Here is a 24,153-nt window from a genome sequence, read left to right on the forward strand (position 1 = left end):
CCAGAGACACCGCCGTACCGCCGCAACCGGGAGACACCCACGATGGCCAAGAAGCGCCCCGCCGCGAAGACCGCGAAGCCGCAGCTCGACAACGGGGAGATCCCGGTGGTGGGCGCGCGCGAGCCCTGCCCGTGCGGCTCGGGGCGGCGTTACAAGGCCTGTCACGGCGCGGCCGCCGCGCACGCCGTCACCGAGCACGTGCGGCGCCCCTTCGAGGGGCTGCCGGGCGAGTGCGACTGGGTGGCGCTGCGCGAGCTCGTCCCCGCGGCCACCGTCCCGCTGACCCTCAAGGACGGCCTGCCCGAGGGCGTCCCGTCCGTCACGCTGGTGACCGTGCTGCCCATGGCCTGGCCGGCCCTCCGGCGCGAGGACGGCTCCGTCCTGCTCGGCCTGCAGAACGAGTCGAGCTCCGGCGACCTGGCCCGCGACATGGCCGACACCCTGGAGCGCGCGATCGCCATCGAGCCGGGCAACCCGGTTCCGGCCCGCCGCGTGCCGGCCGAGGGCCCCCGACTTCAGGATCTCCTCGCCCTGGACGGCGTTTTCGAGCCGGTTGTGCACAGCGGCTTCGAATTCTGGATTCCGGAAGCGGACGGCGCCCAGAACGCCTCCCCGGAGATCGCCGCCTCCCTGGAGCGCGCCAACGCCGCCGCCATCCCGACCGTCAAGCTCACGGGCGTGGACGCGGCCTACTGGTGCGAGACCCCGGACAAGAACCACCTGCGCTGGGTCATGCCGCACGCGGAGGAGAAGCTGCTGGACGCGCTCGCGCGGCTGCACGCGGCGGGCACCTCCTCCCTCGGCGAGGGCACCAAGCTCGTCGGCTCCTTCCGCGCCCACGGCCTGATGGTCCCCGTCTGGGACCTGCCCACCGGGGTCACCGCCGAAGACGTGGAGAAGCCCGCCGCCGAGCTCGCGGAACGCCTGGCCACGGCCCTCGCCACCGACACCCCGCTGACCGCCGAGGAGCGCCGGGCGCGTGGCGGCCTCACCAACCGCCAGGTGACGCTGAGCTGACGCACGCCCGGCGCAGGAGTGGCCCGCGTGCGGCACACGCTCGTGCGCGGGTCCGGTGACCGGTGTCACAACTCCCGCTAATCGCCTGCAAATCGATGTCTGAATATCAGAGATCGAATTTGCGAACAGGCGATCTCTTGTTACCGTTCTTGTAGCCCGGTCGCTGGTGCATCCCCCGTCGCCAGCGACCGGGCCTCTGTCTTTCGGCGGCGCTCAACCGCCCGCCGGTGCCGGTGAGTTGCTCCCGGACCGCAGCAGCAGCCGCCCTTCATCATCCGGAACTGCAAACTCCGCTACGGCCGAGTAGGCGTCCGGCGCCCCCGCGGACTCCCCCCGGGGCGTCTCGCACAGCCCCGGTTCGTCCCCCGCCGCCACGGCGCAGCGGATCTGTACCGTCCGCCCCGCCGGGCCCATCACCGTGAGCACGGCGTCCAGCGCGCGGCCGCTGGTGTTGCGGTAGTAGCTCCGGCCCCAGGTGCGCCCCTCGCTCGCCAGCACGCACGTCTGCGCCTCCAGGCCCTGCGGAGCGGAGAGTTCGGGACCGCAGCGGGAGTCGGTGCGGGGCTGCTCGGGCGGGCCCGGCTCCGCGGGGCCGGTGGCGGGCCGCGCACCGTCCGTCGTGCGGGAGGAGTGGGAAAGGCCGAGCGAGGTGAGCAGTCCCCCGCTTTTTCCGTCGCTCCGACCGGCGAAATCCGGCCCGGCGATCGCTCCGGCCAGGGGAAGCGACAAGATGATCAGCACACCGGCGCCGATACCGATGAGGCGGAGATTCATTCGCCGAAGATAGCGATGCGGGAAAGGGGCGCGGAGATCCCCGCGCCCAATTCCCTTGGAAACTCGATGTGCTGACACCCGTACGAGTGATGAGCGGCTCAGTACGCCAGTCGGCTGCCGCCGCCGGGAGCACTGCTGCTCGCCTCGACGAGCGCGTCCACGAGCGCCTCGACCTCTGGCAGCCACAGCTCGCCCGAACCGCCCGGCCGCGGCTCGGGCTCCCGCTCCCAGCGGACCTGCCCCCCGCCGGACGCGGGCGAGGGCGGCAGCAACAGGTAGCCGCCCTCGCCGTGGAAGCGCAGCGAGGAGGGCACGTGGTCCTTGGCGTACAGGAGTTCGCCGAGCCGCTCCAGCGAGTAGGGCGCGACGAGCAGGGACCACCGGGTGGGCGTGGCGACGATCGGGCCGAGCCGCATGCCCTGCGCGTCCAGCCGTACGACGGCACGCGCGGCCGCCTTGGCCGGCAGGCTCACCGCACAGGGCGCGGCGCCGCCGGTGGCCAGCAGCACCGGGGCCGTCGGCCGCCTGCCCCACCACCAGGCCACCATCCGCGCGTCGGCGGTGGCGGCGAGCAGGCCGGGGTCGAAGGGATGCGCGCCCGGCACCACGCAGTCGGGATCGGGGCACGCGCAGCGCCGGCTGTCGGCGCCGGCCCGGCCCACGCCCGGCAGCACGGGCCACTGCCGGACGGCGGCGCAGGTCAGCGCGGCTTCGAGGAGGGAAGGAGCCGCCCCGGCCCCGGCCTCCGCGGCGGGGCGGGAGACGGCGCGCGGGAACTTCAAGCGATCGCGGAGCCGCTGGAGACGCCTTCCGAGGATCTCGCGCATGAGCGCTCGTTCCTTTCCGTTGAACGTCGAGGGCCACATCACACCACGTGAGCGGTGTCTCACCACACGTACACGTTTCGCGTCACTAGTCCGCCAGAAGCAGCTTCACACGCTTCGTGCAGTCTTCTTACGGGTCCGTCAAACGTCCGGCAGGGGCCCGGAGCGTGCGGTCCGAGCGACCCGCACCGGTGTCGAGACCGGCTGCCGCCGCTAAGGACGACGGCCCGGGCCGGGCGGTTCCCGGCGGTACCGGGGGCGCCAACTGGCCCCGGGCACTACCGACTACGTACCCGGGCCCCCTGCAGCGCCTGTCCAGTCGATCGCAAAAACCGTCCGCTTCCAGCTTTTTCCAGCCAAGTTTTAGCCTCGGCTGGACAGTGAGTTGCCGTCCCACGGACACCAGTATTCCCACCGGGACAATGCTGGACATCGATCCTCGGGTGCGTGTAGATGTGGATCCATTGATGGCGGCGCAGCACGATCTGGGGGTTTGCGATGCTATATGGCGAATCGCACCAGGTGGAAAGGCGGACGCCATGAGCGCCCCGCATCTGCCGAAAGTGGCTGGAATCGATCCAGCAGTTACAGCACCGGCGCACACTGCCGCGCCCACGCCCACGTCCGGCTCCCTCTCCGCCCCAGCGGCCACCTCCGCCCGGACCGCTCCCGCCCAGGCCGCCCCGCCTGCCGCGAGCAGCGTCATCCAGGACCGGCTGGCGGGCATGGTCTCCGACCTGACCACCCTCCACGAGCTGACCGAGCGCCTCGCCCGGGCGAGTGACCTCGACTCCTCCCTGCGGGAGTTCCTGCGCGCCGGGGCCGCCCTCGTCGGGGCCCGCCGCGGACTGGTCGTGCTGGAACCCTCCGACGGACTCGGTCCCACGTCCACCATCGGCCTGGGCCTCGGCCGCGCCGACCTCGGGCACATCGAGACGGTGCCGCGCAGCGCGACCTCGTACGGCCGCATCCTCGACGGACTCCCCGACGCCCACGGCGGCTCCGAGTTCCTCCCCGAGCCCGGCACGACGGCCGCCCCCGGCACCGGGGGCGGTGAACTCCCCGTCGACCCCCGCCACCGCGAGGTCGCCGCCCGCCTCGGCTACGCCGCCAGCTACGCACTGCCGCTGACCGCCGAGGCCACCGGCCGGCTCGGCGCGGCCGTCTGGCTCTACGACGAGCAGGCCGAACCGGGCGACCGCCAGCGCGACCTCGTCGGCCTCTACGTCCGGCATGCGGCCGAGCACCTGGCCCGGATGCTGGAGGTGGACCGCTCCCGGACCCGGCTGGCCACCGTCTCCGAGGAACTGCTGCCCAGCCGGCTGCCGCGGATCCCCGGGGTCCAGCTCGCCGCCCGCCACCGCACCGGCCCCCTCGGCGGCGGCGACTGGTACGACGCGCTGCCGCTCCCCGAGGGCGCCATGGGCCTCGCCGTCGGCTCGGTCTCGGGCTCGGGGCCGAGCGCCGTCGCCGCGATGGGACGGCTGCGGGCCTCCCTGCGCGCGTACGCCGTCATGGAGGGGGAGGATCCGGTCGCGGTCCTCTCCGACCTGGAGCTGCTGCTGCGGCTGACCGAGCCCGCGCGCTCGGCCACCGCCCTCTTCGCGTACTGCGAGCCCGCCGCTCGCAAGATCATCCTGGCCGGGGCGGGGCACGCGCCGCCGCTGCTCATCGGCGAGCGCCGCACCGAGTACGTCGAGACCTCGCTCTCGGCGCCGCTGGGGATGCTGGCCTGCTGGGAAGCGCCCAGCGTGGAGATCGAGCCCGCCGCCGGAGAAACGGTGCTGCTGTACACGGACGGGCTGCTGCGGCGGACCGGCGACCCCATGGACCGGGCCTACGCCCGGCTCCACGCGGCGGCCGCGGGCGTCCCGCGCGGCGCCCGGGAGGACCCTGCGGCCCTCTGCGACCACATCCTGCGGACCGTGCTCCCCGAGGACGGGCCGCGCCCGCCCTCCGCCGATCCCCACCAGGACACGGAGGACGTCGTCCTGCTGGCGGCCCGGTTCGACTGACCGGCCGGCACACCACGGCGGGCGCCCGTTTTGACTTGTTTGTCACAGGACTGGTCGGGCGCCGCCTCCTCACACATACGATGAACGGGGTTCGCACCCGGACCCGTGCGTGTCGTATCGGCTGAGGAGATGACGTGGCTGACGAGCTCACCCCGGAGACCCCGGAAGAAGAGCAGCCCCAGAAGAAGCACAAGCAGCGCAAGAACGGGCTGTACCCGGGCGTCAGCGAGGAACTCGCGGAGAGCATGCGTACGGGCTGGGCCGACACCGAGCTGCACGGTCTCGAGCCCATCGCCCAGGCCGCCCACACCGCCGACCGCCGCGCCGCACTGTCCGCGCGCTTCCCCGGCGAGCGCCTGGTGGTCCCGGCGGGCCGGCTGAAGACCCGCTCGAACGACACCGAGTACCCCTTCCGCGCCTCCACCGAGTACGCGTACCTCACCGGCGACCAGACCGAGAACGGCGTCCTGGTCCTGGAGCCCACGGAGACCGGCCACGAGGCCACCGTCTACCTGCTGCCCCGCTCGGACCGCGAGAACGGCGAGTTCTGGCTCTCGGGCCAGGGCGAGCTCTGGGTCGGCCGCCGCCATTCCCTCGCCGAGGCCGGACAGCTGCTGGGCATCCCGGCCAAGGACGTCCGCGAGCTGGCCGAGGCCCTGACCGAGGCCACCGGCCCGGTCCGCGCCGTCCGCGGCCACGACTCCGTCATCGAGGCCGCGCTCACCGACAAGGTGACCAAGGAGCGCGACGAGGAACTGCGCGTCTACCTCTCCGAGGCCCGCGCCGTGAAGGACGCCTTCGAGATCGGCGAGCTGCAGAAGGCCGTGGACTCCACCGTCCGCGGCTTCGAGGACGTCGTGAAGGTCCTCGACAAGGCCGAGGCCACGTCCGAGCGCTACATCGAGGGCACCTTCTTCCTGCGCGCCCGCGTCGAGGGCAACGACGTCGGCTACGGCACCATCGCCGCCGCCGGCGCCCACGCCTGCACCCTGCACTGGGTCCGCAACGACGGTGCCGTCCGCTCCGGCGACCTGCTGCTGCTGGACGCCGGCGTGGAGACCCACTCCCTCTACACCGCCGACGTCACGCGCACGCTGCCGATCAACGGCACGTACACCGACATCCAGCGCAAGATCTACGACGCGGTGTACGAGGCCCAGGAAGCCGGCATCGACGCCGTCAAGCCGGGTGCCAAGTACCGCGACTTCCACGACGCCGCCCAGCACGTGCTGGCCGAGAAGCTCGTCGAGTGGGGCCTGCTGGAGGGCCCGGTCGAGCGCGTCCTGGAGCTCGGGCTGCAGCGCCGCTGGACCCTGCACGGCACCGGCCACATGCTCGGCCTGGACGTCCACGACTGCGCCGCCGCGCGCACCGAGGCGTACGTCGACGGCACGCTGGAGCCGGGCATGTGCCTGACCGTCGAGCCGGGCCTGTACTTCCAGGCCGACGACCTGACCGTGCCCGAGGAGTACCGGGGCATCGGCGTCCGCATCGAGGACGACATCCTCGTCACCGAGGACGGCAACCGGAACCTGTCGGCCGGTCTGCCGCGCACCTCGGTCGAGGTCGAGGCGTGGATGGCGCGGCTGAAGGGCTGACCGCCCCGGACGCGACCACGGGCGGGGGAGCCGGTACCGGTTCCCCCGCCCGTCCGCGTTCCTAGGACACCCTCAGCAGGGCGTCCTCGCGCCACTTCAGCATCCGCTCGAAGCTCACCACCGCGCCCCGGCCCGGCCGGTTGCGCAGCCGGACGTGGTCGGCGAGCTCCGCGATCAGGTGCAGTCCCCGGCCGTGCTCGGCCAGGGAGGGTCTGCGGCGGGCCACCGTCGACGGCGGGAAACCGGGACCCGAGTCGGCGACCTCGATGCGGCAGCGGTCCCCGTCGAGGAAGGCGGTGACGTGGTACGCCTCGGTGCCGTCCAGGACCTCGTCGGCGGGAACACCGACCGGGCCCCCTGCCGGACCGCCGCGACCACCGTGTTCCACGGCGTTCGCGCAGGCCTCGCTCAGCGCGACCGACAGCTCGTAGGAGATGTCCGGGTCCACCCCCGCGGTCTCCATGGTCCCCAGCAGCAGTCGCCGGGCGAGCGGCACGCTCGCGGCTTCGCGCCGCAAGTGGAGAGACCACCAGATGCTCATACGGATACCTATTGCCGCCCGGGGTGGTGCGTAAGCCCCCAGCCGCCGGCACAGCCCTCATTCGGCCGATGCGGCATGTGCGTCCGGCGTGTATCGGGCGCCCGAGCCCCGGATCCGCCGGTGGTCGCCGGCCGGGCGGACGAGGGGCGCGATTCCGGCCGCACACCGGAACCATAGGGTCCCTCCAGTACCTGCCGTAGGCAGGGCCCGGGGCCAGTGCGATGATGGCCCGGCCATGTCTGCCACCCACACCACACGCGCCGGAGCAGGCCTCCGGACGACCCGGGCCGCGGTGTTCACCGCGGTCTGCGTCGTGCTGTCCGCGGCGGGCCACGCCGTGGCCTCCTGCGCGACCGTGCCGTGGTGGGCTCTGGCCCTGGCCTTCGTCTGCGTCTTCGCCGTCACGGCCCCCCTCGCGGGACGCCGCCGTTCGCGGCCCGGCATCGCCGCCGGACTGGCCGTGGGCCAGCTCGGGCTGCACACGCTGTTCGGCCTCGGCCAGCACGGCGCCGCCGTCGCGCAGGACCCGGCCGCGGGCTCCGACACCTCGCTGGCGGCGCTCGCCGCCCGGCTGGTCTGCGGGGGCAACTCCGTACCGCTGAGCCCGGCCGACGCCCGGCACATCCTGGAGACCGCCGGGCTGGACCCGGCGGCCCTGGCCGCGCAGGCGGCCGCGTCGGACCACATGGGCCACATGCACCTGGCCACGGCCCACGCCGGGGCCCCCGAGATCGGGCTGTTCAGCCCGTTCATGCTGCTCGGCCACCTGCTGGCCGCGCTCACCGCCGGCTGGCTGCTGGGCCGGGGCGACGCCGCCCTGTTCCGGCTGGTCGAACTCTCCCGGCTCTCCGCCGAAGCCGACCCGATACGTCCGCTGCGCGCCGCGCTGGCCTTCGTACGGGCCCTCGCGGCCGGGCTGCCCGGCGCTCCGGCGCACGGCCCCCGGGCCCGCCGGACCGCTTCCGCACCCGCGGCGACGACCGGCCGGGACGCACTCCTGCACACCGTGATCCGGCGTGGGCCGCCGGCTGCGCTCGTCCTCGCAGCCTGACGCGGCACCTCCCCTCCCCGGGACACACGACGGGAGCACCGGTGCCGTGACCTCCGCGCGCGCCCGTGCGTGCGTGCGGACCCACCGTTCACCACTGCTCCGTGGAGTGTTCCTGTCATGAAGACCTCTCGCGTCTCCTTCGCCGCCGCCCTCGCCGCCGGCGCCGTCCTCGCCCTGTCCGGCACCGCCTTCGCGCACGTCAGCGTGCAGCCCGGCGAGGCCCCCAAGGGCGGCTACGCGACGATCAACTTCAAGGTCCCGAACGAGCGCGACAACGCCTCGACCACCCAGCTCGAGGTCAACTTCCCGGTCGACCAGCCGCTGACGTCCGTCATGCCGCAGGACATCCCCGGCTGGACGTCCACCGTCGAGAAGACCAAGCTCGACAAGCCGCTGAACGTCCACGGCAAGCAGGTCAACGAGGTCGTCACCAAGGTGACCTGGACCGGCGGCAAGATCGAGCCCGGCAAGTTCCAGCAGTTCCCGGTCTCCGTCGGCAAGCTCCCCGACAACGCGGACAAGATGGTCTTCAAGGCCATCCAGACGTACGACAACAACGAGGTCGTCCGCTGGATCGAAGAGGCCAAGGAGGGCGCCGCCGAGCCGCAGAACCCCGCGCCCACGCTGAAGCTGACCGCCGCCGCCGGGGCCGACAACCACGACGCCGCCAAGCCGGCCGACGCCAAGAACTCCGGCAAGGACGCCGCCAAGGACGACAAGCACGACGAGGCCGCCGCCAAGAGCGGCTCCGACACCACCGCGCGCGCCCTCGGCATCGCGGGCATCGTCCTCGGCCTCGGCGGGGTGGCCTTCGGCATCGCCTCGCGCCGCCGCTCCGCCTGATCCACCGGGCCCGCGGGCCCGTCGTCCACGGGCCCGCGCAGGGCCCGTGGCCCGGCCCGGCCCGGGCCCCTTTCCCAGACATCCGCACCATCCCCGATCCCAGGGACATCTCCATATGCGCACCACACGTGTGACGGTCGCCGCCCTCGCGGCTGCGGCCGCGCTCACCCTCACCGCCTGCGGCAGTGACGCGGCCAAGGACAGCCCGACGGTCACCCAGATCACCGGCGAGAAGAAGGCCGGAGCCGCGACCGTCCTCGACCGCCCCTTCGACAAGCCGGACCTCGTCCTCACGGACACCACCGGCAAGCCGTGGAGCCTGCGCGAGCAGACCAAGGGCCGGCCGACACTGATCTACTTCGGCTACACCAACTGCCCCGACGTGTGCCCGCTGACGATGAGCAACATCGCCGTCGCGAAGAAGGCGCTCCCGAAGGAGGACCAGGACAAGCTCCAGGTCGTCTTCGTCACGACGGACCCCGAGCGCGACACCCCGGAGTCCCTCGGCGCGTGGCTCAGGTCGCAGGACCCGGCCTTCACCGGGCTGACCGGCGACTTCGGCAAGATCCAGGCCGCCGCCCGCTCCCTCGGCATCGGTATCGAGGCCCCCAAGAAGGAACCCGACGGCAGCATCGTCTCCATGCACGGTGCCCAGGTCATCGCGTTCTCGCCCAAGACCGACGAGGGCTACGTCCTCTACGGCGAGGGCACGACCGTCGAGGACTACACCAAGGACCTTCCGAAGCTCATCAAGGGACAGAACCCGTGAACGCCCGCACCACCCGCACCCTCGCCGCCGCCCTCTCCCTGACGGCCGCGCTCGCCATATCCGGCTGCTCCTCCTCTTCCTCCGGCTCGGACTCCTCGTCGAACGCGAGCACCGGCGCGAAGGCCGAGGAATCGGCCAAGCCGAAGATGACCGTCAGCGGCGCGTTCATGCCCGAGCCGGTCAACGACAAGATGGCCGGCGCTTTCATGGTGATCAAGAACGACTCGAAGACGGCCGACAAGCTGCTCGGCGTGACCAGCCCGCTCTCGGACGATCTGCAGGTCCACGAGACCAAGGACCAGAAGATGCAGCAGGTCCAGTCCATGGACGTGCCCGCGGGAGGGGAGCTGAACCTGGAGCGCGGCGGCAACCACATCATGTTCATGGGCCTGAAGAACAAGCCGAACGTCGGCGACAAGGTCACCGTCGAGCTGCGTTTCGAGAAGGCCGATCCGGTCAAGGTCGAGCTGGACGTCAAGGAACGGACGTACAACCCCCAGAACTCCACCGCCCACTGACGGACCGAGGAACTGACACGCCATGACGGCCACCGCCCCCGCTCCCCCTCCTTTCCGCGTCCGCGCCACGGCATCGCTGCCGCGGCTGGCGCTGGTTCTCGCAGCCCTGCTGGCAACCCTGTTCACCGCGGCCGCCCCGGCCACGGCGCACGCCGCACTCACCGCGAGCGACCCCAAGGACGGGGCGGTGGTCGCCACGGCGCCCGCCCAGGTGACCCTCTCCTTCTCGGAGGAGGTCGCCATGGGTGACGACTCGATCCGCGTCATGGACCCGCAGGGCAAGCGCGTCGACACCGGCGAACTGCGGAACATGTGCAGCGGATCGGTCATCCGCTACGGGACCGCCCTGCACTCGGGACTGCCCGACGGCACCTACACGGTCGCCTGGCAGGCGGTCTCCGCCGACAGCCACCCGGTCTCCGGCGCCTTCACCTTCTCCGTCGGCGCGCCCTCGGCCACCTCCGTCTCCCTGCCCACCCAGAAGGTGGGCGGCGGCCCCGTCGGCATCGCGTACGGCATCGCCCGCTACGCCGCCTACGCCGGCTTCACCGTCCTCGTCGGCGGCTCCGCCTTCATCCTGCTGTGCTGGCGCCGCGGTTCCGGCGTTCGCCCGCTGCAGAAGCTGGTGGTGCGCGGCTGGGTCACCCTCACCGCCGCCACGCTGGCGATGCTGGTGCTGCGCACGCCCTACACCGGGTCGGGCAAGTTCGCCGACGCCTTCGACCTCGACGGCCTGAAGGCCGTCCTGGAGACCAAGACCGGCGCCTCCTTCATCTCCCGGCTGCTGCTCCTCGGCGCGGCCGCCCTGTTCATCGCCGTCCTCTTCGGCGCCTACGCGCGCCGGCAGAGGAACGCCGGCGAGCAGAGCCCCGAGCAGTCGAAGGACACCAGCGACCTGGCCTTCGGGCTCGGCATCGGCGGCACGGTGGTGGCCGCCGGCATCGCCGCCACCTGGGCGCTCGCCGAGCACGCCTCCACCGGCATCCAGACCGGCATCGCGATGCCGGCCGACATCCTGCACCTGCTGGCCGTGGCCACCTGGCTCGGCGGGCTCGCCGCCCTGCTCGTCGCCCTCCACAAGGTTCCGGACATCGAGCGGGAGGCCGTCCAGGGCTTCTCCCGAGTCGCCTTCATCAGCGTCCTGGTCCTCGCCGCCACCGGCGTCTACCAGTCCTGGCGGCAGCTCGGCAGCTGGTCGGCGCTCACCGGCACCAGCTACGGCCGGCTGCTGCTGATCAAGGTCGCCCTGGTGGCCGTCCTCGTCGGCATCGCCTACCTCTCCCGCAAGTGGACGGCCCGGCTGGCCGAGGTGACGGCGGAGGACCGGGCCGAGGAGCCGGCCACGGTGGGCGCGGGCGGCGATGTTTCACGTGAAACAACGACCTCGGGCACGACCGCCGGGGCGGCCGGACCCGACGCCGACCCGAAGCGGGCGGCGCAGCTCGCCCGGCAGCGCGCGGCCCGTGAGAAGGCCTTGGAGAACCAGGTCCGCGACGCCGATCCGGGTCGGTCGGGCCTGCGCCGGTCGGTCCTCGCCGAGGCCGCGGTGGCCGTCGTCCTGCTGGCCGTCACCACCGTTCTGACCAGTACCGAGCCCGGCCGTGCCGTGGAGCAGGAGGCCGGGCGGGGCACGGCCTCCACCGCCGTCCCCAACCGTCCCGTCAAGATCACCCTGCCTTACGACACCGGCGGCCAGAACGGCAAGGGCACGGTCCGGCTGGAGCTCGACCCGGGCCGGGTCGGGGCCAACACCCTCCACCTGTGGGCGGACGGCGCCGACGGCAAGCCCGTCGACCTGCCCGAGGTCAAGATCTCCTTCACCCTCCCGGCCCAGGAGATCGGCCCGCTGCCGGTGGCCCCGGACCGCGACGCTCCCGGACACTGGTCGGCGTCCGGGGTCCAGCTTCCCCTCGCGGGCGAATGGCGCATCGACGTGACCGTCCGCACCTCCGACATCGACCAGACGACCGTCCAGAAGAACGTCAAGATCGGCTGAACAGCGTGACCGAGAGCAGCACCCCCAGCACCCCCGACATCGAGATCTCCCGGCGCCGGCTGCTGGGCACGGTCGGCGCCGCGGGCGCCGTCGGGCTCGCGCTCGGCGGGACCGGGGGTGCCCTCGTGCACTCGGCGGTCGCCGACTCCCCGGCCGGCGCCCCCGGCGCGGCCGGGGCCCTCTCCTCCCTCGGCGCCACCGCGGTCGCGTTCGAGGGAGACCACCAGGCGGGCATCACCACCCCGCTCCAGGCGAAGGGCCACGTCCTGGCCTTCGACCTGGCACCGGGGGCCGGACGTACGGAGGCCGCCGCGCTGATGCGCCGCTGGTCCGAGACCGCACGCCGGCTCATGGCGGGGGAGAGCGCCCCGACGGCGGACAGCGGCATCGCCCTTGACGCGGGGCCGTCCTCCCTGACCATCACGTTCGGGTTCGGCCACTCCTTCTTCGAGCGCACGGGGCTCACCGCCCGCCGCCCGGCCGCCCTCGACCCGCTGCCCGACTTCTCCTCGGACCGGCTCGACGCCCAGCGCAGCAACGGCGACCTGTGGGTGCAGATCGGCTCGAACGACGGCCTCGTCGCCTTCCACGCCCTGCGGGCGCTGCAGAAGGACGCCGGGGAGGCCGCCCGGGTGCGCTGGCAGATGAACGGTTTCAACCGGTCCCCCGGCGCCACCGCCTCCCCGATGACCGCGCGGAACCTCATGGGCCAGATCGACGGCACCGGGAACCCGAAGCCCGCGGACCCCGACTTCGACAAGCGGATCTTCGTACCCGCGGCCGGGCCCGGACCGGCGGAGCACTCCTGGATGGCGGGGGGCTCGTACGCCGTCGTACGCCGGATCCGGATGCTGCTGGACGACTGGGACAAGCGCTCCCTGGCCCAGCAGGAGCAGGTCATCGGCCGGACGAAGTCCAACGGCGCGCCCCTGACCGGTGGCGGCGAGACGACGCCCCTGGTCCTGGACAAGCTCGGCCCCGACGGCAAGCCGGTGATCCCCTCCAACGCACACGCACGGATCTCCGCACCGGCGCAGAACGGCGGCGCCGCCATGCTGCGGCGGCCGTTCTCCTTCCACGACGGGATCGCCCCCGACGGCACCCCTGACGCCGGCCTGCTCTTCATCTGCTGGCAGGCCGATCCGCTGCGCGGGTTCGTCCCGGTGCAGCGCAAGCTCGACCGGGGTGACGCGCTGTCCGAGTTCATCCGGCACGAGTCGAGCGGCCTGTACGCGGTACCGCCCGGCCCGCGCGCCGGCGAGTACGTCGGGCAGCGGCTGCTCGAAGGGTGAACAGCCCCACGGCGGCGGGCGGCCCGGCATTAGGCTGATCGCATGTCGGCCACGCGCTTCACCTATCTCGGTCCCGAGGGCACCTTCACCGAAGCGGCCCTCCGCACCCTGCCGGAAGCCGCCACCCGGGAGCTCGTCCCGATGGTGTCGGTCCCGGCCGCCCTGGACGCCGTGCGCAGCGGCGAGGCCGCGGCCGCGCTGGTGCCGATCGAGAACTCGGTGGAGGGCGGGGTCACCGCCACCCTCGACGAGCTGGCCTCGGGCGAGCCGTTGATGATCTACCGCGAGGTGCTGCTGCCCATCACGTTCGCGCTGCTGGTGCGGCCCGGTACCGAGCTGTCGGACATCAAGACCGTCACGGGCCACCCGGTCGCCCAGCCGCAGGTGCGCAACTGGCTGCGGACGCACCTGCCCGACGCGGTGTGGGAGTCGGCCGCCTCCAACGCGGACGGGGCGCGGCTGGTCCAGGAGGGGCGGTTCGACGCCGCCTTCGCGGGCGAGTTCGCCGCTGCCACGTACGGGCTCGAAGCGCTGGTCACCGAGATCCACGACGCGCAGAACGCCGAGACCCGGTTCGTGCTGGTGGGGCGGCCCGCCCGGCCGGCCGCCCCGACGGGCGCGGACAAGACCTCCGTGGTGCTGTGGCTCGGCGACGACCACCCCGGCGCCCTGCTGGAGCTGCTCCAGGAGTTCGCGGTACGGGGCGTGAACCTGATGCTGATCCAGTCCCGGCCGACGGGCGAGGGGATCGGGAACTACTGCTTCGCCGTGGACGCCGAGGGGCACATCTCCGACCGGCGGGTGAGCGAGGCCCTGATGGGGCTGCGCCGAACCTGTCCCCAGGTGCGCTTCCTGGGCTCCTACCCGCGGGCCGGCGTCGCTCTGAGTGAGGTGCGGGCGGCGCGGCCGGGTACCTCCGATGGCGATTTCACAGAGGCTTCCGACTGGCTGGCCCGCTGCCTCGACGGCCGGGCGTAGCCCGTCCCCATCTCTTCCACTTGTCCACAGAGTTATCCACAGGGCGGGCGGGAGACCTGGGGACAAGTCGACAGAGCGGCACGACAAGGTCGACATATCGGTCGGGTGGCGCAGGTTTCGCGCTGGGAAGCGACAGGTGAACGGCGTCACCCCTGTATCACCGACCAACTCTTTGGAGCGAGCCATTCCCACCCGAATGAGTGTGTGAGGGCGGTTTGAACCCTGCGCCGGCACGGCTCCCCGCGGATGCCTATTGATCTAATTCCGTGTCCACAGATGCGGCACACAGCCTGTGGATAAGGGGAGTCCCGCTGGAATTCCTGTGGACAAGGCTGAACCCTCAGCGCTGATCAGGCCCCGCCCACCACCCTCCACCGTGCCCCTTTTCGGGGAATCGGGCCGGGTTTATCGGCCGCCCCGAGGAGCCTCTTCCAGCCACGGGGGCAAGTGTTTTGCATTCCCCCCAATCGGGACATAATGACACGCAGCGTGATATCGGTGTGATCCCAGGAAGCCCAGACCGGTAGCCTGGAGGGGTGATTGACCTTCGGCTGCTCCGTGAAGACCCTGACCGTGTCCGCGCCTCGCAGCGCGCCCGTGGAGAGGACGTCGACCTCGTCGACGCACTGCTCTCCGCCGACGAGCGCCGCAGGTCCTCCGGCATGCGCTTCGACGAACTGCGCAATGAGCAGAAGTCCCTCGGCAAGCTCATCCCCAAGGCCACCCCTGAGGAGCGCGCCCAGCTGCTGGCCAAGGCCGAGCAGCTCAAGGCCGACGTCAAGGCGGCGGAGGCGGAGCAGAACGAGGCGGACGAAGCTGCCAAGCAGCTCCTGCTCAAGCTCGGCAACATCGTCCACGAGGACGTCCCCGTCGGCGGCGAGGAGGACTTCACCGTCCTCGAGACCCACGGCACGATCCGCGACTTCGGCGCCGAGGGCTTCGAACCCAAGGACCACCTGGAGCTCGGCGAGGCGCTGGGCGCCATCGACATGGAGCGCGGCGCCAAGGTCTCCGGCTCGCGCTTCTACTACCTGACGGGCGTCGGCGCCCTGCTGGAGCTCGCCCTCGTCAACGCGGCGATCGCCCAGGCCACCGAGGCCGGCTTCATCCCGATGCTCACCCCCGCGCTGGTCCGCCCGCGCGCCATGGAGGGCACCGGCTTCCTCGGCCAGGCCGCGGAGAACGTGTACCACCTGGAGAAGGACGACTACTACCTGGTCGGCACCTCCGAGGTCCCGCTCGCCGCGTACCACATGGACGAGATCATCGACGCCGACAAGCTGCCGCTGCGGTACGCCGGCTTCTCGCCGTGCTTCCGCCGCGAGGCCGGTACGTACGGCAAGGACACCCGCGGCATCTTCCGCGTCCACCAGTTCGACAAGGTCGAGATGTTCTCGTACGTCGCGCCCGAGGACGCCGAGGCCGAGCACAAGCGGCTCCTGGAGTGGGAGAAGCAGTGGCTGACCAGCCTGGAGCTGCCGTTCCAGGTCATCGACGTCGCCACCGGCGACCTGGGTGCCTCCGCCTCCCGCAAGTTCGACTGCGAAGCCTGGATCCCGACCCAGGGCAAGTACCGCGAGCTGACCTCCGCCTCGAACTGTGACGGCTTCCAGGCCCGCCGCCTGCAGATCCGCTACCGCGAGGACAAGAAGACCGCTCCGCTGTCCACGCTCAACGGCACCCTGTGCGCCGTCCCCCGCACCATCGTCGCCATCCTGGAGAACCACCAGCAGGCCGACGGCTCCGTGCGGGTCCCCCCGGTGCTCCGCCCGTACCTGGGCGGCCGTGAGGTCCTGGAGCCGATCGCCAAGTGAGCACGGCCCCGTTCCCGTACAAGCTCGTCGCGACGGATCTCGACGGCACGCTCCTGCGTGACGACGACACCGTCTCGGAGCGCACCCGTGAGGCGCTCGCCGCGGCCACCGCGGCGGGCGCGGCGCACATCATCGTCACCGGCCGGGCCGTGCCCTGGACCCGGGGCGTGCTGGACGACCTCGGCTACAAGGGGATCGCGGTGTGCGGGCAGGGGGCCCAGGTCTACGACGCGGGAGCCCACCGGCTGCTGACCTCCGTGACGCTGGACCGGCAGCTGGCCGGTCTGGCACTGTCCAAGCTCGAGGCCGAGGTGGGCCCGCTGGCGCTGGCCGCCAGCCGGGACGGGGTCGACGGCGAGGTCCTGTTCGGACCCGGCTACCAGGTACAGGCGGGCCTGCCGGCCCTCTACCTGGAGGACACCGCGGCCGTGTGGAGCGCTCCGCTCAACAAGCTCTACATCCAGCACCCGGGCATGGGCGAGGACGAGCTGGTCAAGGCAGCCCGAGAGACCGTCGGCAACCTGGTCGACATCGTGATGGCGGGCCCGGGGATAGTGGAGATCCTGCCGCTGGGACTGAGCAAGGCCACGGGGCTCTCGCTGGCCGCGCGCCGGCTGAAGGTGAAGGCCGCCGAGACGATCGCGTTCGGCGACATGCCCAACGACATCCCCATGTTCGGTTGGGCCGCACACGGTGTCGCGATGGCCAACGCCCATGCCGACCTGAAGGCCGTGGCCGACGAGGTGACCACCTCCAACCAGGAGGACGGCATCGCGGTGGTGCTGGAGCGTCTGCTGGGCGCCGCCTGAGCCGCATCCACATCCGCATCCGTTGACGAAGAAGGTCCGGAACAGCCCGCGCCGTGAGGCGCGCTCGAAGTGGCTGTCCCGGACCCTTTTGTTGCTCCCCGCACCTCCCACTGTGCCGGGGGCGCACGCCCCTTACCAGCGAATTTCCCCGCGCCGCCCAGCCCGCGCTCAGGGGCTCATGTTTCACGTGAAACATGGCTCCCGTGCGGATCCGGATGGAGGGTCAGCGGCCAGGCCAGCAGCCCGACGGCCAGTGAGATGGCGTGGCCGAGGTCGGTGAAGGTGCCGCCGGTGAGCAGGGGAATCCCGAAGAAGGCCACCGCTCCGGCCAGGTAGAACCATCTCCAGGGGTTCGGGAGACGGTAGGTCAGGACCCCGATGGAGGCCGCGAGCCCGTAGCTGACGCCGATGTCCACGACGTGCGTCATGCTGTGCGGCGCGCGGTTGTCCTCGATGGCCATGAGGAGGACCTTCTGGCTGGCGAGGGTGGCGACGATATGGGCGGTGGCGACGATCACCAGCCAGCGCAGGGTGCCCAGCCAGCGTTCGACGGTGGCGTGGAAAAGCTCGAAGAGCAGGGTGTAGAGGGCCAGCGAGGCCGGGTTCTCGATCCAGAAGGCGCTGCTCAGCAGGGCCCGCAGAGGGTATTTGACCAGCTGGTGGATGTTGCTGCTGTTGCGGTGGAGCAGCACGTGGTCGAGCCGGTCCGGGGCGATCGCCACGACGACACTGGTCACGGCCACGATCAGCAGCCATATGTGTGTGCCGGGCGAGGAGCGTATCCAGGCCCGCAGAGGCCTGGACGGCTCGGGTCCGGGGTGCTCGATCATGCCCCGATGATGCCCGGTACGGCCGTGCCCCGCCCGGCCTGTGGGCCGGGCGGGGCACGGGTTCCGGCCGGTGCGGCGGACTACTCCTCGCCGGCCAGGGTGAGACGGCGCAGCTTCTGGCCCGCGTACACGGTGGCGCCGACGGTGACCACCAGGAGCAGGACCACGGCGGTGGGCAGGCCCACGCTGGCGTCCACGTACCCCTGCCCGGCGACCTTCTCGGCCAGGGCCAGGGCCCACTGCTGGACGCTCAGGGTCTTGGCGCCGGAGACCAGGCTGCCGAAGAGGGACTCCCAGATCAGGGCGTAGACCAGGCCGAAGACGACGGCGTGCCGGCTGACGGTGCCCAGCAGCAGGAAGAGGGCACTGTAGGCGATCGAGGCGACGAGCGCCGCCACGGTGTAGGCGACGGCGATCTGCTGGCCGTTGCCGTTGAGGATGAAGCCCGCGATCAGGGTGGGGATGGCGGAGAAGGCCATCGTGACGGCGATCGCGACGATCAGCTTGGTCATGATGATCGTCGGGCGTTTCACCGGCTTGGAGAGCAGGTAGACGATCGAGCCGTCGTCGATCTCCGGCCCGATGGCGCCGGTACCGGCGATGACGCCGATCAGCGGGACCATCGTGGCGAGCGCGAAGCCGCCGAGCAGCTCCGAGGCGACCTTGTCGTCCACCCCGGTGAAGAAGCGGACGGCGACGGAGATGAGGAGCAGCAGGGCGGGCAGCGCGAAGAGGATCGCCGCGCGTCGGCGGCCGAGGAGGGCCCGGTAGGTGAGCCGGGCGACGGTCGGGTTGTACATGGTTGCCAGCTCCTTTCAGGCCGCGACGAGGTAGGAGAAGACGGATTCGAGGGACTCGTCCGAGGGCGAGACGGTCAGCAGCCGGATGCCGTGCGCGCGGGCGACCCGGGGCAGCAGCTCGGTGAAGCGGCCGAAGTCGACGGCCTGGATCCGCAGGGCGCCTTCCTTGAGGTCGACCTCGATGCCGGCGGTCGACGGATCGGCGATCAGGGCCGCGGCGAGGGCCCGGTCGTCGGAGGAGCGCACGAGGTAGCGGTGCGGGCGGTCCGTCATCAGACGGCGGATCTTGCGGAAGTCACCGGAGGCGGCGTGCCGGCCGGCGACGACCACCTCGATGTGGGAGGCCAGCTGTTCGACCTCCTCCAGGATGTGGGAGGAGAACAGCACGGTGCGGCCCTCGTCGCCCATCCGCCGCAGCAGGTCCATCAGCTGCATGCGCTGGCGCGGGTCCATGCCGTTGAAGGGCTCGTCGAGCAGCAGCACCGACGGCTCGTGGACGAGCGCGGAGGCCATCTTCACGCGCTGGCGCATGCCCTTGGAGTAGGTGGCGATCTTCCGGTCCTGGGCGTACTCCATCTCGACGGTGGCCAGCGCGCGCTGGGCCGCCGCCTCGTCCAGCCCGTGCAGCTCGGCGTTGGCGACGACGAACTCCCTGCCGGTGAGGAAGTCGTACATCGCCTCGCGCTCGGGTACCACGCCGATCTGCCGGTAGACCGACTCGTTGCGCCAGATCGGGGCGCCGTCGAGGGTGACGGTGCCGGTGGAGGGGGCGAGGAAGCCGCCCATCATGTTGATCAGGGTGGACTTGCCGGCGCCGTTGGGGCCGAGGAGGCCGGTGACGCCGGGTCCGATGCGCATGGTCACGTCGTTGACGGCGACGACGTTCCCGAACCAGCGGGAGGTGTGGTCGATGTCGATGGTCGTCACAGCCCGGCCTTCCGGTAGCGGGCCATCAGGGCGGCGTAGGAGCCGGCGATGAGGCCGAGGATGACGAGCAGGTAGACGAATCCGGTTCCGGCCGAGGGGCCCTCACCGCCGGGGAAGGCGGAGGTCGCACCGAGGAACGCGGTCTGCACGCCGTCGATCAGGGTGATCGGGGAGAAGAGGCCCAGCCACTCGATGGGGCCGGTGTTGCCGGTCCCGTAGGCGACCGCCTGCACGGTGGAGACGGCGCCGTAGGGGATGAGCAGCATGGCGATGACCGCGGCCACGCCGAACCCGCGGCGCGGGGTGAGGGCGGCCATGACCAGCCCGAGGCCCGCGAAGAGCAGCGACAGGAGGAGTACCGACACCAGTGCCTGCCCGAATCCCTTGGTCTGGTGACCGAAGTCGAACTTCGCCAGCAGCGAGCCGATCCACATGATCAGCAGCGGGGTGGCGGTGAGGATGAAGAGGGCCGAAGCCATGGCGGCGTACTTGGCCAGGACGTAGTCGACCCGCTCGATGGGCCGCGAGAAGTACAGCGGCACCGTCTTGAAGCGCAGGTCCCGCGAGACCGACTGGGGAGCCTGGGACGCGAGGTAGAGGCCGATGACCACCTGGGTGGTCAGGGCGTACGTCGTGTACTTGATCGGCAGGTCGGTGGAGCCGGGCACGGCGATGGCCACCGCGACGATGATCAGTGCGGGGACGCACATCACCGCGAAGAGGATCATCGGCAGGACCTTGGACTTGGCCGAGCGGCCGAGCCCGTACGCGCCGCGCAGCGACTGCGAGAACAGCGAGGTACGGGCGTAGGCGCGGCCGAGCCGGGGGCCGTCGTAGGACCGGTAGCCGATGTTGTGGATCTGGGTCGAGGTCTCAGGCGCCATCGGTACCGGTTCCCCCCTGCTGGATCTGGATGCGCTGCGCGGAGCGGTCGCTCTCGCGGAAGACCTCCGCGATGTGGTGGCGGCGCTGTTCCATGCGGACCAGGCCGACGCCGAGATCGGCGACGGTGTCGCGGATGGTGTCGTAGGTGTCCTCGCCCGTCGCCTCGACGAGGAGGACGTGGCCGGCTCCGGGCAGGCCCTGCTCCTCGCCGGCGTGGAGGGTCAGGCCCGCGGCGGTGAGCGCCTTGCGCAGCGCGGCCGTTCCGTCCGGGTGCGCGTCGGAGTCGGTGACCTCGACCGCCAGGGTGGTCGTGGTCTGGGTGAAGTCGCTGGTGGAGCTGGAGCGCAGCAGCTTGCCGCCGTCGATGACCACGACGTGGTCGCAGGTCCGCTCCAGCTCGCCGAGGAGGTGGGAGGTGACCAGGACGGAGATGCCGAAGTCGGTGTGGACGCGGCGGATCAGGCCGAGCATCTCGTCGCGGCCCACCGGGTCGAGGCCGTTGGTCGGCTCGTCGAGGAGGACCAGCTGCGGGTCGTGTACGAGCGCTTGGGCCAGCTTGACGCGCTGCTTCATGCCGGTCGAGTAGCCGCCGATGGGGCGGTAGCGCTCCTCGTACAGGCCGACGTGGCGCAGGGTGTCGGCGGTCCGCTCGCGGGCGGCGGTCGGCGGCAGGCCCGACATGCGTGCCATGTGGACGACGAACTCGGTGGCCGAGACGTCGGGCGGCAGGGCGTCGTGCTCGGGCATGTAGCCGACGCGCTCGCGGATCGTGCTGCCGTGTGTGGCGACGTCCAGTCCGAGGACGGCGGCGCGGCCCTCGGTGGCGGGCGACAGCCCGAGCAGGATCTTGATCAGCGTGGACTTGCCGGCCCCGTTGGCGCCCACGAGCCCGGTCACTCCGGGTCCGATGTCCAGGGAGAGCCGGTCGATGGCGGTCACTCGGGGGTACCGCTTGCTCAGGCTTTCGGTCGCGATGACAGTCACGGGTTCGACGTTAGTGCCGAGGCCCGGGCGGAGCGTCAGACCTGGAGCGGGATCCCGTCTCCGCCTTGAGGACTACGGACCCTGACGGAAGGCTGACACCGGCCGGGCGGGGCGACGGGTTGTCCACAGGTCCTTGCACGACCCTTGACGTGATCTCCGGTCATTGTCACATTCATCAGTGTCAACTTTCGGCGGGTACGGCTGACAGGACGGACGGCTGGCATGGCTGGGGACACGGGCACCAGGGAACGCGCCGCGCAGGGCTCCGCGCGGCTCACCGCCGAGCTGCGCGGTTTCAAGGAGGTCCAGCGCCTCGCCTACGAGTGCGCCGAGACGGTGGCGGCCCAGCTCCGCCCCGGGGTGACCGAGCGCGAGGCGGCCCGGATGCAGCGGGAGTGGCTGCGCGAGCGCGGAGTGCGGGACTGGTTCCACCTGCCCTTCGCCTGGTTCGGGGACCGCACCGCCTTCGCGAACTTCAAGATCCCGCTCCAGTTCTTCCCGACCAACCGCAGGCTGGAGCCCGGGATGCCGTTCATCCTGGACATGGCTCCGGTCTACCGCGGTTACGCCGCGGACGTCGGCTACTCGGGCAGCCTGGGGCTCAATCCGGTGCAGGACCGGCTGATGTCCGACCTGCGGCCGCACCGCGCGCTGATCCTTGAGCAGGTGCGCGAGCGCCGCCCGCTGCGCGAGATCTACGAGAACGTCGAGCGGCTGATGACCCGCCAGGGGTACGCCAACCGGCACCGGGCCTATCCCTTCGGGGTCATCGCGCACAAGATAGACCGGGTCAAGGAGCGCCGCTGGTCCCCGACCGCGTTCGGGTTCGGCACGCAGTCCCTCAAGGGGCTGGCCTCCGACGCCCTGCACGGCCACCGCGAGGGCTGGTCCCCGCTGTGGAGCCCGTACCACTTCTCCGACCACCCGCCGCAGCCCGGCCTGTGGGCGGTGGAGCCGCATCTGGGCTTCCGCGGCACGGGTGCGAAGTTCGAGGAGATCCTGGTGGTCACCGACTCCCGGGATCCCAGGGAGAGCGCGTTCTGGCTGGACGACGACCTGCCGCACGTGCGGCGCTGGACCGAGGAGAAGGCGGCATGAGCGGGATGAGCGGTACGGCACTGGCGGGAGCGCGCGAGCGCCGGGTGAGCACGGGCGGGATCGAACTGTGCGTCGTCGAGCTCGGCGACCCGGAACGGCCCACCGTGCTGCTGGTGCACGGCTACCCGGACAGCAAGGAGGTCTGGTCGGAGGTCGCCGAGCGGCTCGCGGCCCGGTTCCACGTGGTGCTGTACGACGTGCGCGGGCACGGCCGGTCCTCGGCACCGGTACCGCTGCGCGGGGGCTTCACCCTGGAGAAGCTCACCGACGACTTCCTGGCGGTGGCGGACGCCGTCAGCCCGGACCGCCCCGTGCACCTCGTGGGCCACGACTGGGGTTCCGTCCAGGGCTGGGAGTTCGCGACGGTGGCCCGGACCGAGGGCCGGATCGCCTCCTTCACCTCCATGTCGGGTCCCTCCCTCGACCACTTCGGGCACTGGATCAAGCGGCGGATGACGCGGCCCACCCCGCGCCGGGCCGCGCAGCTGCTGAACCAGGGAGCTAAGTCCTGGTACGTGGGCATGCTGCACACGCCCGTGCTGCCGGAGCTCGCCTGGCGCGGCCCGCTGGGCAAGCGCTGGCCGAGGATCCTCGCGCGCCATGAGGGGGTCCCGGCCGGCGGCGGCTACCCGACGGCCTCGCTCCCCTCGGACGCGGCGCACGGCGCCTGGCTCTACCGCGACAACGTCCGGCCGAGGCTGCGCCGGCCGCGCGCCGACGCCTACGCGCACGTACCGGTGCAGCTGATCACCCCGACCGGGGACGCCTTCCTCTCCGAGCGGCTCTACGACGACCTGGAGCGGTGGGTCCCGGACCTCGTGCGGCGCACCCTGCCCGCGAAGCACTGGATCCCCAGGACCCGCCCCGACCAGGTCGCGGCCTGGATCGGCGAGTTCGTCACCGCCCGGGAGGAGCCCACGGCGAAGGCCCCGGAGCAGAAGGCTCCGGGGAAGTACGCCGACCGGTTCTCGGGCCGGCTGGTGCTGGTCACGGGCGCGGCCAGCGGTATCGGCCGGGCCACCGCTTTCGCGTTCGCCGAGGCCGGGGCCCGGGTCGTGGCCGTGGACCGGGACGGCGAAGGAGCGGCCCGCACCGCCGAGATGGCCCGGCTCGTCGGCGCCGCCGACGCCTGGGGCGAGTGCGTCGACGTCAGTGACGAGCAGGCGATGGAGAAGCTCGCGGCGAAGGTGGCCGCCGAGTACGGCATCGTCGACGTGCTGGTCAACAACGCCGGCATCGGACTGTCGGGTTCCTTCCTGGACACCTCCCCGGAGGACTGGAAGAAGGTCCTCGACGTGAACCTGTGGGGGGTCATCCACGGCTGCCGGGTCTTCGGGAGGCAGATGGCCGAGCGCGGCCAGGGCGGACACATCGTCAACACCGCTTCCGCCGCCGCCTACCTCCCGTCCCGGACCCTCCCCGCGTACAGCACCTCGAAGGCGGCGGTGCTGATGCTGAGCGAGTGCCTGCGCGCCGAGCTCGCCTCCCGGTCGATCGGGGTCTCGGCCGTCTGCCCGGGCATCGTGAACACCAACATCACCGCCACCTCCCGGTTCGCCGGCGTGGACGCGGCCGAGGAGAAGCGCCGCCAGGAGCGCTCCTCGCGGCTGTACGGGCTGCGCAACTTCCCGCCGGAGAAGGTCGCCGACGCGGTCCTGCTCGCGGTGGTGAAGAACCAGGCGGTGGTACCCGTGACCCCCGAGTCCAAGGGCGCCCTGTGGATGTCCCGGTTCATGCCGAACACGCTGCGCAGGATCGCCCGGCTGGAGCCCCGGCTGTGAACCGGGCGG

General features: G+C 71.8%; 22 protein-coding genes. 14 read left to right on the plus strand and 8 right to left on the minus strand.

What is annotated here, in order from left to right; all coding sequences use genetic code 11:
* Positions 1-42: 42 nt before the first annotated feature.
* Positions 43-1,017 (plus strand): DUF5926 family protein, encoded by a 975-nt coding sequence (locus ACFVXK_RS00835; protein ID WP_389609055.1) that lies wholly within the window; start codon positions 43-45, stop codon positions 1,015-1,017.
* A 213-nt stretch (positions 1,018-1,230) separates the two neighbouring features.
* On the opposite strand, the gene ACFVXK_RS00840 is transcribed toward ACFVXK_RS00835, so the two are convergent.
* On the minus strand, positions 1,231-1,791 hold the full coding sequence (locus ACFVXK_RS00840; protein WP_389609057.1) for a hypothetical protein: 561 nt from the start codon (positions 1,789-1,791) through the stop codon (positions 1,231-1,233).
* Between the two features lie 98 nt (positions 1,792-1,889).
* Entirely contained in the window at positions 1,890-2,618 is a 729-nt protein-coding gene (locus ACFVXK_RS00845) for a bifunctional DNA primase/polymerase (RefSeq protein WP_389609059.1), read from the minus strand.
* Between the two features lie 419 nt (positions 2,619-3,037).
* Between ACFVXK_RS00845 and ACFVXK_RS00850 the strand changes: the two genes are divergently transcribed.
* Together ACFVXK_RS00850 and ACFVXK_RS00855 are read left to right on the plus strand one after the other, a co-directional pair.
* On the plus strand, positions 3,038-4,630 hold the full coding sequence (locus tag ACFVXK_RS00850; protein WP_389609061.1) for a PP2C family protein-serine/threonine phosphatase: 1,593 nt from the start codon (positions 3,038-3,040) through the stop codon (positions 4,628-4,630).
* Positions 4,631-4,764: 134 nt separating this feature from the next.
* The gene (locus ACFVXK_RS00855; protein ID WP_389609063.1) at positions 4,765-6,228 is read left to right on the plus strand and encodes an aminopeptidase P family protein; all 1,464 of its coding nucleotides are present in this window, start codon (positions 4,765-4,767) and stop codon (positions 6,226-6,228) included.
* Positions 6,229-6,289: 61 nt separating this feature from the next.
* Here the strand turns inward: ACFVXK_RS00855 and ACFVXK_RS00860 are convergent, their stop codons facing one another.
* On the minus strand, positions 6,290-6,769 hold the full coding sequence (locus ACFVXK_RS00860; protein ID WP_389609065.1) for an ATP-binding protein: 480 nt from the start codon (positions 6,767-6,769) through the stop codon (positions 6,290-6,292).
* Positions 6,770-7,004: 235 nt separating this feature from the next.
* Here ACFVXK_RS00860 and ACFVXK_RS00865 point away from each other — a divergent pair, with 235 nt between their 5' ends.
* From ACFVXK_RS00865 to ACFVXK_RS00905, 9 genes are all read left to right on the plus strand, one after another.
* Positions 7,005-7,820, plus strand: a complete 816-nt coding sequence (locus ACFVXK_RS00865; protein WP_389609067.1) for a hypothetical protein — start codon at positions 7,005-7,007, stop codon at positions 7,818-7,820.
* Positions 7,821-7,937: 117 nt separating this feature from the next.
* Complete coding sequence (locus ACFVXK_RS00870) at positions 7,938-8,663, plus strand: YcnI family protein (RefSeq protein ID WP_389609069.1); 726 nt, start codon at positions 7,938-7,940, stop codon at positions 8,661-8,663.
* A 115-nt stretch (positions 8,664-8,778) separates the two neighbouring features.
* The gene (locus ACFVXK_RS00875; protein WP_389609071.1) at positions 8,779-9,432 is read left to right on the plus strand and encodes an SCO family protein; all 654 of its coding nucleotides are present in this window, start codon (positions 8,779-8,781) and stop codon (positions 9,430-9,432) included.
* The gene (locus ACFVXK_RS00880; RefSeq protein WP_389609073.1) at positions 9,429-9,950 is read left to right on the plus strand and encodes a copper chaperone PCu(A)C; all 522 of its coding nucleotides are present in this window, start codon (positions 9,429-9,431) and stop codon (positions 9,948-9,950) included. The genes ACFVXK_RS00875 and ACFVXK_RS00880 overlap by 4 nt, the downstream gene beginning before the upstream one ends.
* A gap of 22 nt (positions 9,951-9,972) precedes the next feature.
* On the plus strand, positions 9,973-11,946 hold the full coding sequence (locus ACFVXK_RS00885; RefSeq protein ID WP_389609075.1) for a copper resistance protein CopC: 1,974 nt from the start codon (positions 9,973-9,975) through the stop codon (positions 11,944-11,946).
* A complete protein-coding gene (efeB, locus tag ACFVXK_RS00890; RefSeq protein ID WP_389609077.1) occupies positions 11,871-13,238 on the plus strand; it encodes an iron uptake transporter deferrochelatase/peroxidase subunit in 1,368 nt (455 codons plus the stop codon). The genes ACFVXK_RS00885 and efeB overlap by 76 nt, the downstream gene beginning before the upstream one ends.
* Positions 13,239-13,280: 42 nt before the next feature.
* Positions 13,281-14,216 carry a prephenate dehydratase gene (gene pheA / locus ACFVXK_RS00895; protein WP_389609079.1) on the plus strand — a complete coding sequence of 312 codons (936 nt, stop codon included), beginning with the start codon at positions 13,281-13,283 and terminating at the stop codon, positions 14,214-14,216.
* A gap of 536 nt (positions 14,217-14,752) precedes the next feature.
* Positions 14,753-16,030, plus strand: a complete 1,278-nt coding sequence (gene serS / locus ACFVXK_RS00900; protein ID WP_389609081.1) for a serine--tRNA ligase — start codon at positions 14,753-14,755, stop codon at positions 16,028-16,030.
* A complete protein-coding gene (locus ACFVXK_RS00905; RefSeq protein ID WP_389609083.1) occupies positions 16,027-16,839 on the plus strand; it encodes an HAD family hydrolase in 813 nt (270 codons plus the stop codon). The genes serS and ACFVXK_RS00905 overlap by 4 nt, the downstream gene beginning before the upstream one ends.
* A gap of 176 nt (positions 16,840-17,015) precedes the next feature.
* Here the strand turns inward: ACFVXK_RS00905 and ACFVXK_RS00910 are convergent, their stop codons facing one another.
* The 5 genes from ACFVXK_RS00910 to ACFVXK_RS00930 form a co-directional block, all read right to left on the minus strand.
* Positions 17,016-17,669: a rhomboid-like protein gene (locus tag ACFVXK_RS00910; protein WP_389609085.1), complete on the minus strand. Its 654-nt coding sequence runs from the start codon at positions 17,667-17,669 to the stop codon at positions 17,016-17,018.
* Positions 17,670-17,749: 80 nt separating this feature from the next.
* Entirely contained in the window at positions 17,750-18,469 is a 720-nt protein-coding gene (locus ACFVXK_RS00915) for an ABC transporter permease subunit (RefSeq protein ID WP_389609087.1), read from the minus strand.
* A 15-nt stretch (positions 18,470-18,484) separates the two neighbouring features.
* Positions 18,485-19,396 (minus strand): ABC transporter ATP-binding protein, encoded by a 912-nt coding sequence (locus tag ACFVXK_RS00920; RefSeq protein WP_389609089.1) that lies wholly within the window; start codon positions 19,394-19,396, stop codon positions 18,485-18,487.
* Complete coding sequence (locus tag ACFVXK_RS00925; protein ID WP_389609091.1) at positions 19,393-20,280, minus strand: ABC transporter permease subunit; 888 nt, start codon at positions 20,278-20,280, stop codon at positions 19,393-19,395. Before ACFVXK_RS00925 ends, ACFVXK_RS00920 begins: the two co-directional genes overlap by 4 nt.
* Entirely contained in the window at positions 20,270-21,265 is a 996-nt protein-coding gene (locus ACFVXK_RS00930) for an ABC transporter ATP-binding protein (protein ID WP_389609093.1), read from the minus strand. Before ACFVXK_RS00930 ends, ACFVXK_RS00925 begins: the two co-directional genes overlap by 11 nt.
* 222 nt (positions 21,266-21,487) lie before the next feature.
* Between ACFVXK_RS00930 and ACFVXK_RS00935 the strand changes: the two genes are divergently transcribed.
* Positions 21,488-22,363, plus strand: coding sequence for a M24 family metallopeptidase (locus ACFVXK_RS00935; protein WP_389609095.1), 876 nt, complete (start codon positions 21,488-21,490; stop codon positions 22,361-22,363).
* 5 nt (positions 22,364-22,368) lie between these two features.
* Entirely contained in the window at positions 22,369-24,144 is a 1,776-nt protein-coding gene (locus ACFVXK_RS00940; protein WP_389609191.1) for an SDR family oxidoreductase, read from the plus strand.
* Positions 24,145-24,153: the final 9 nt, after the last annotated feature.

The sequence above is a fragment of the Streptomyces sp. NPDC058157 genome, from assembly GCF_042884105.1.
Classification (GTDB): Bacteria; Actinomycetota; Actinomycetes; order Streptomycetales; family Streptomycetaceae; genus Streptomyces.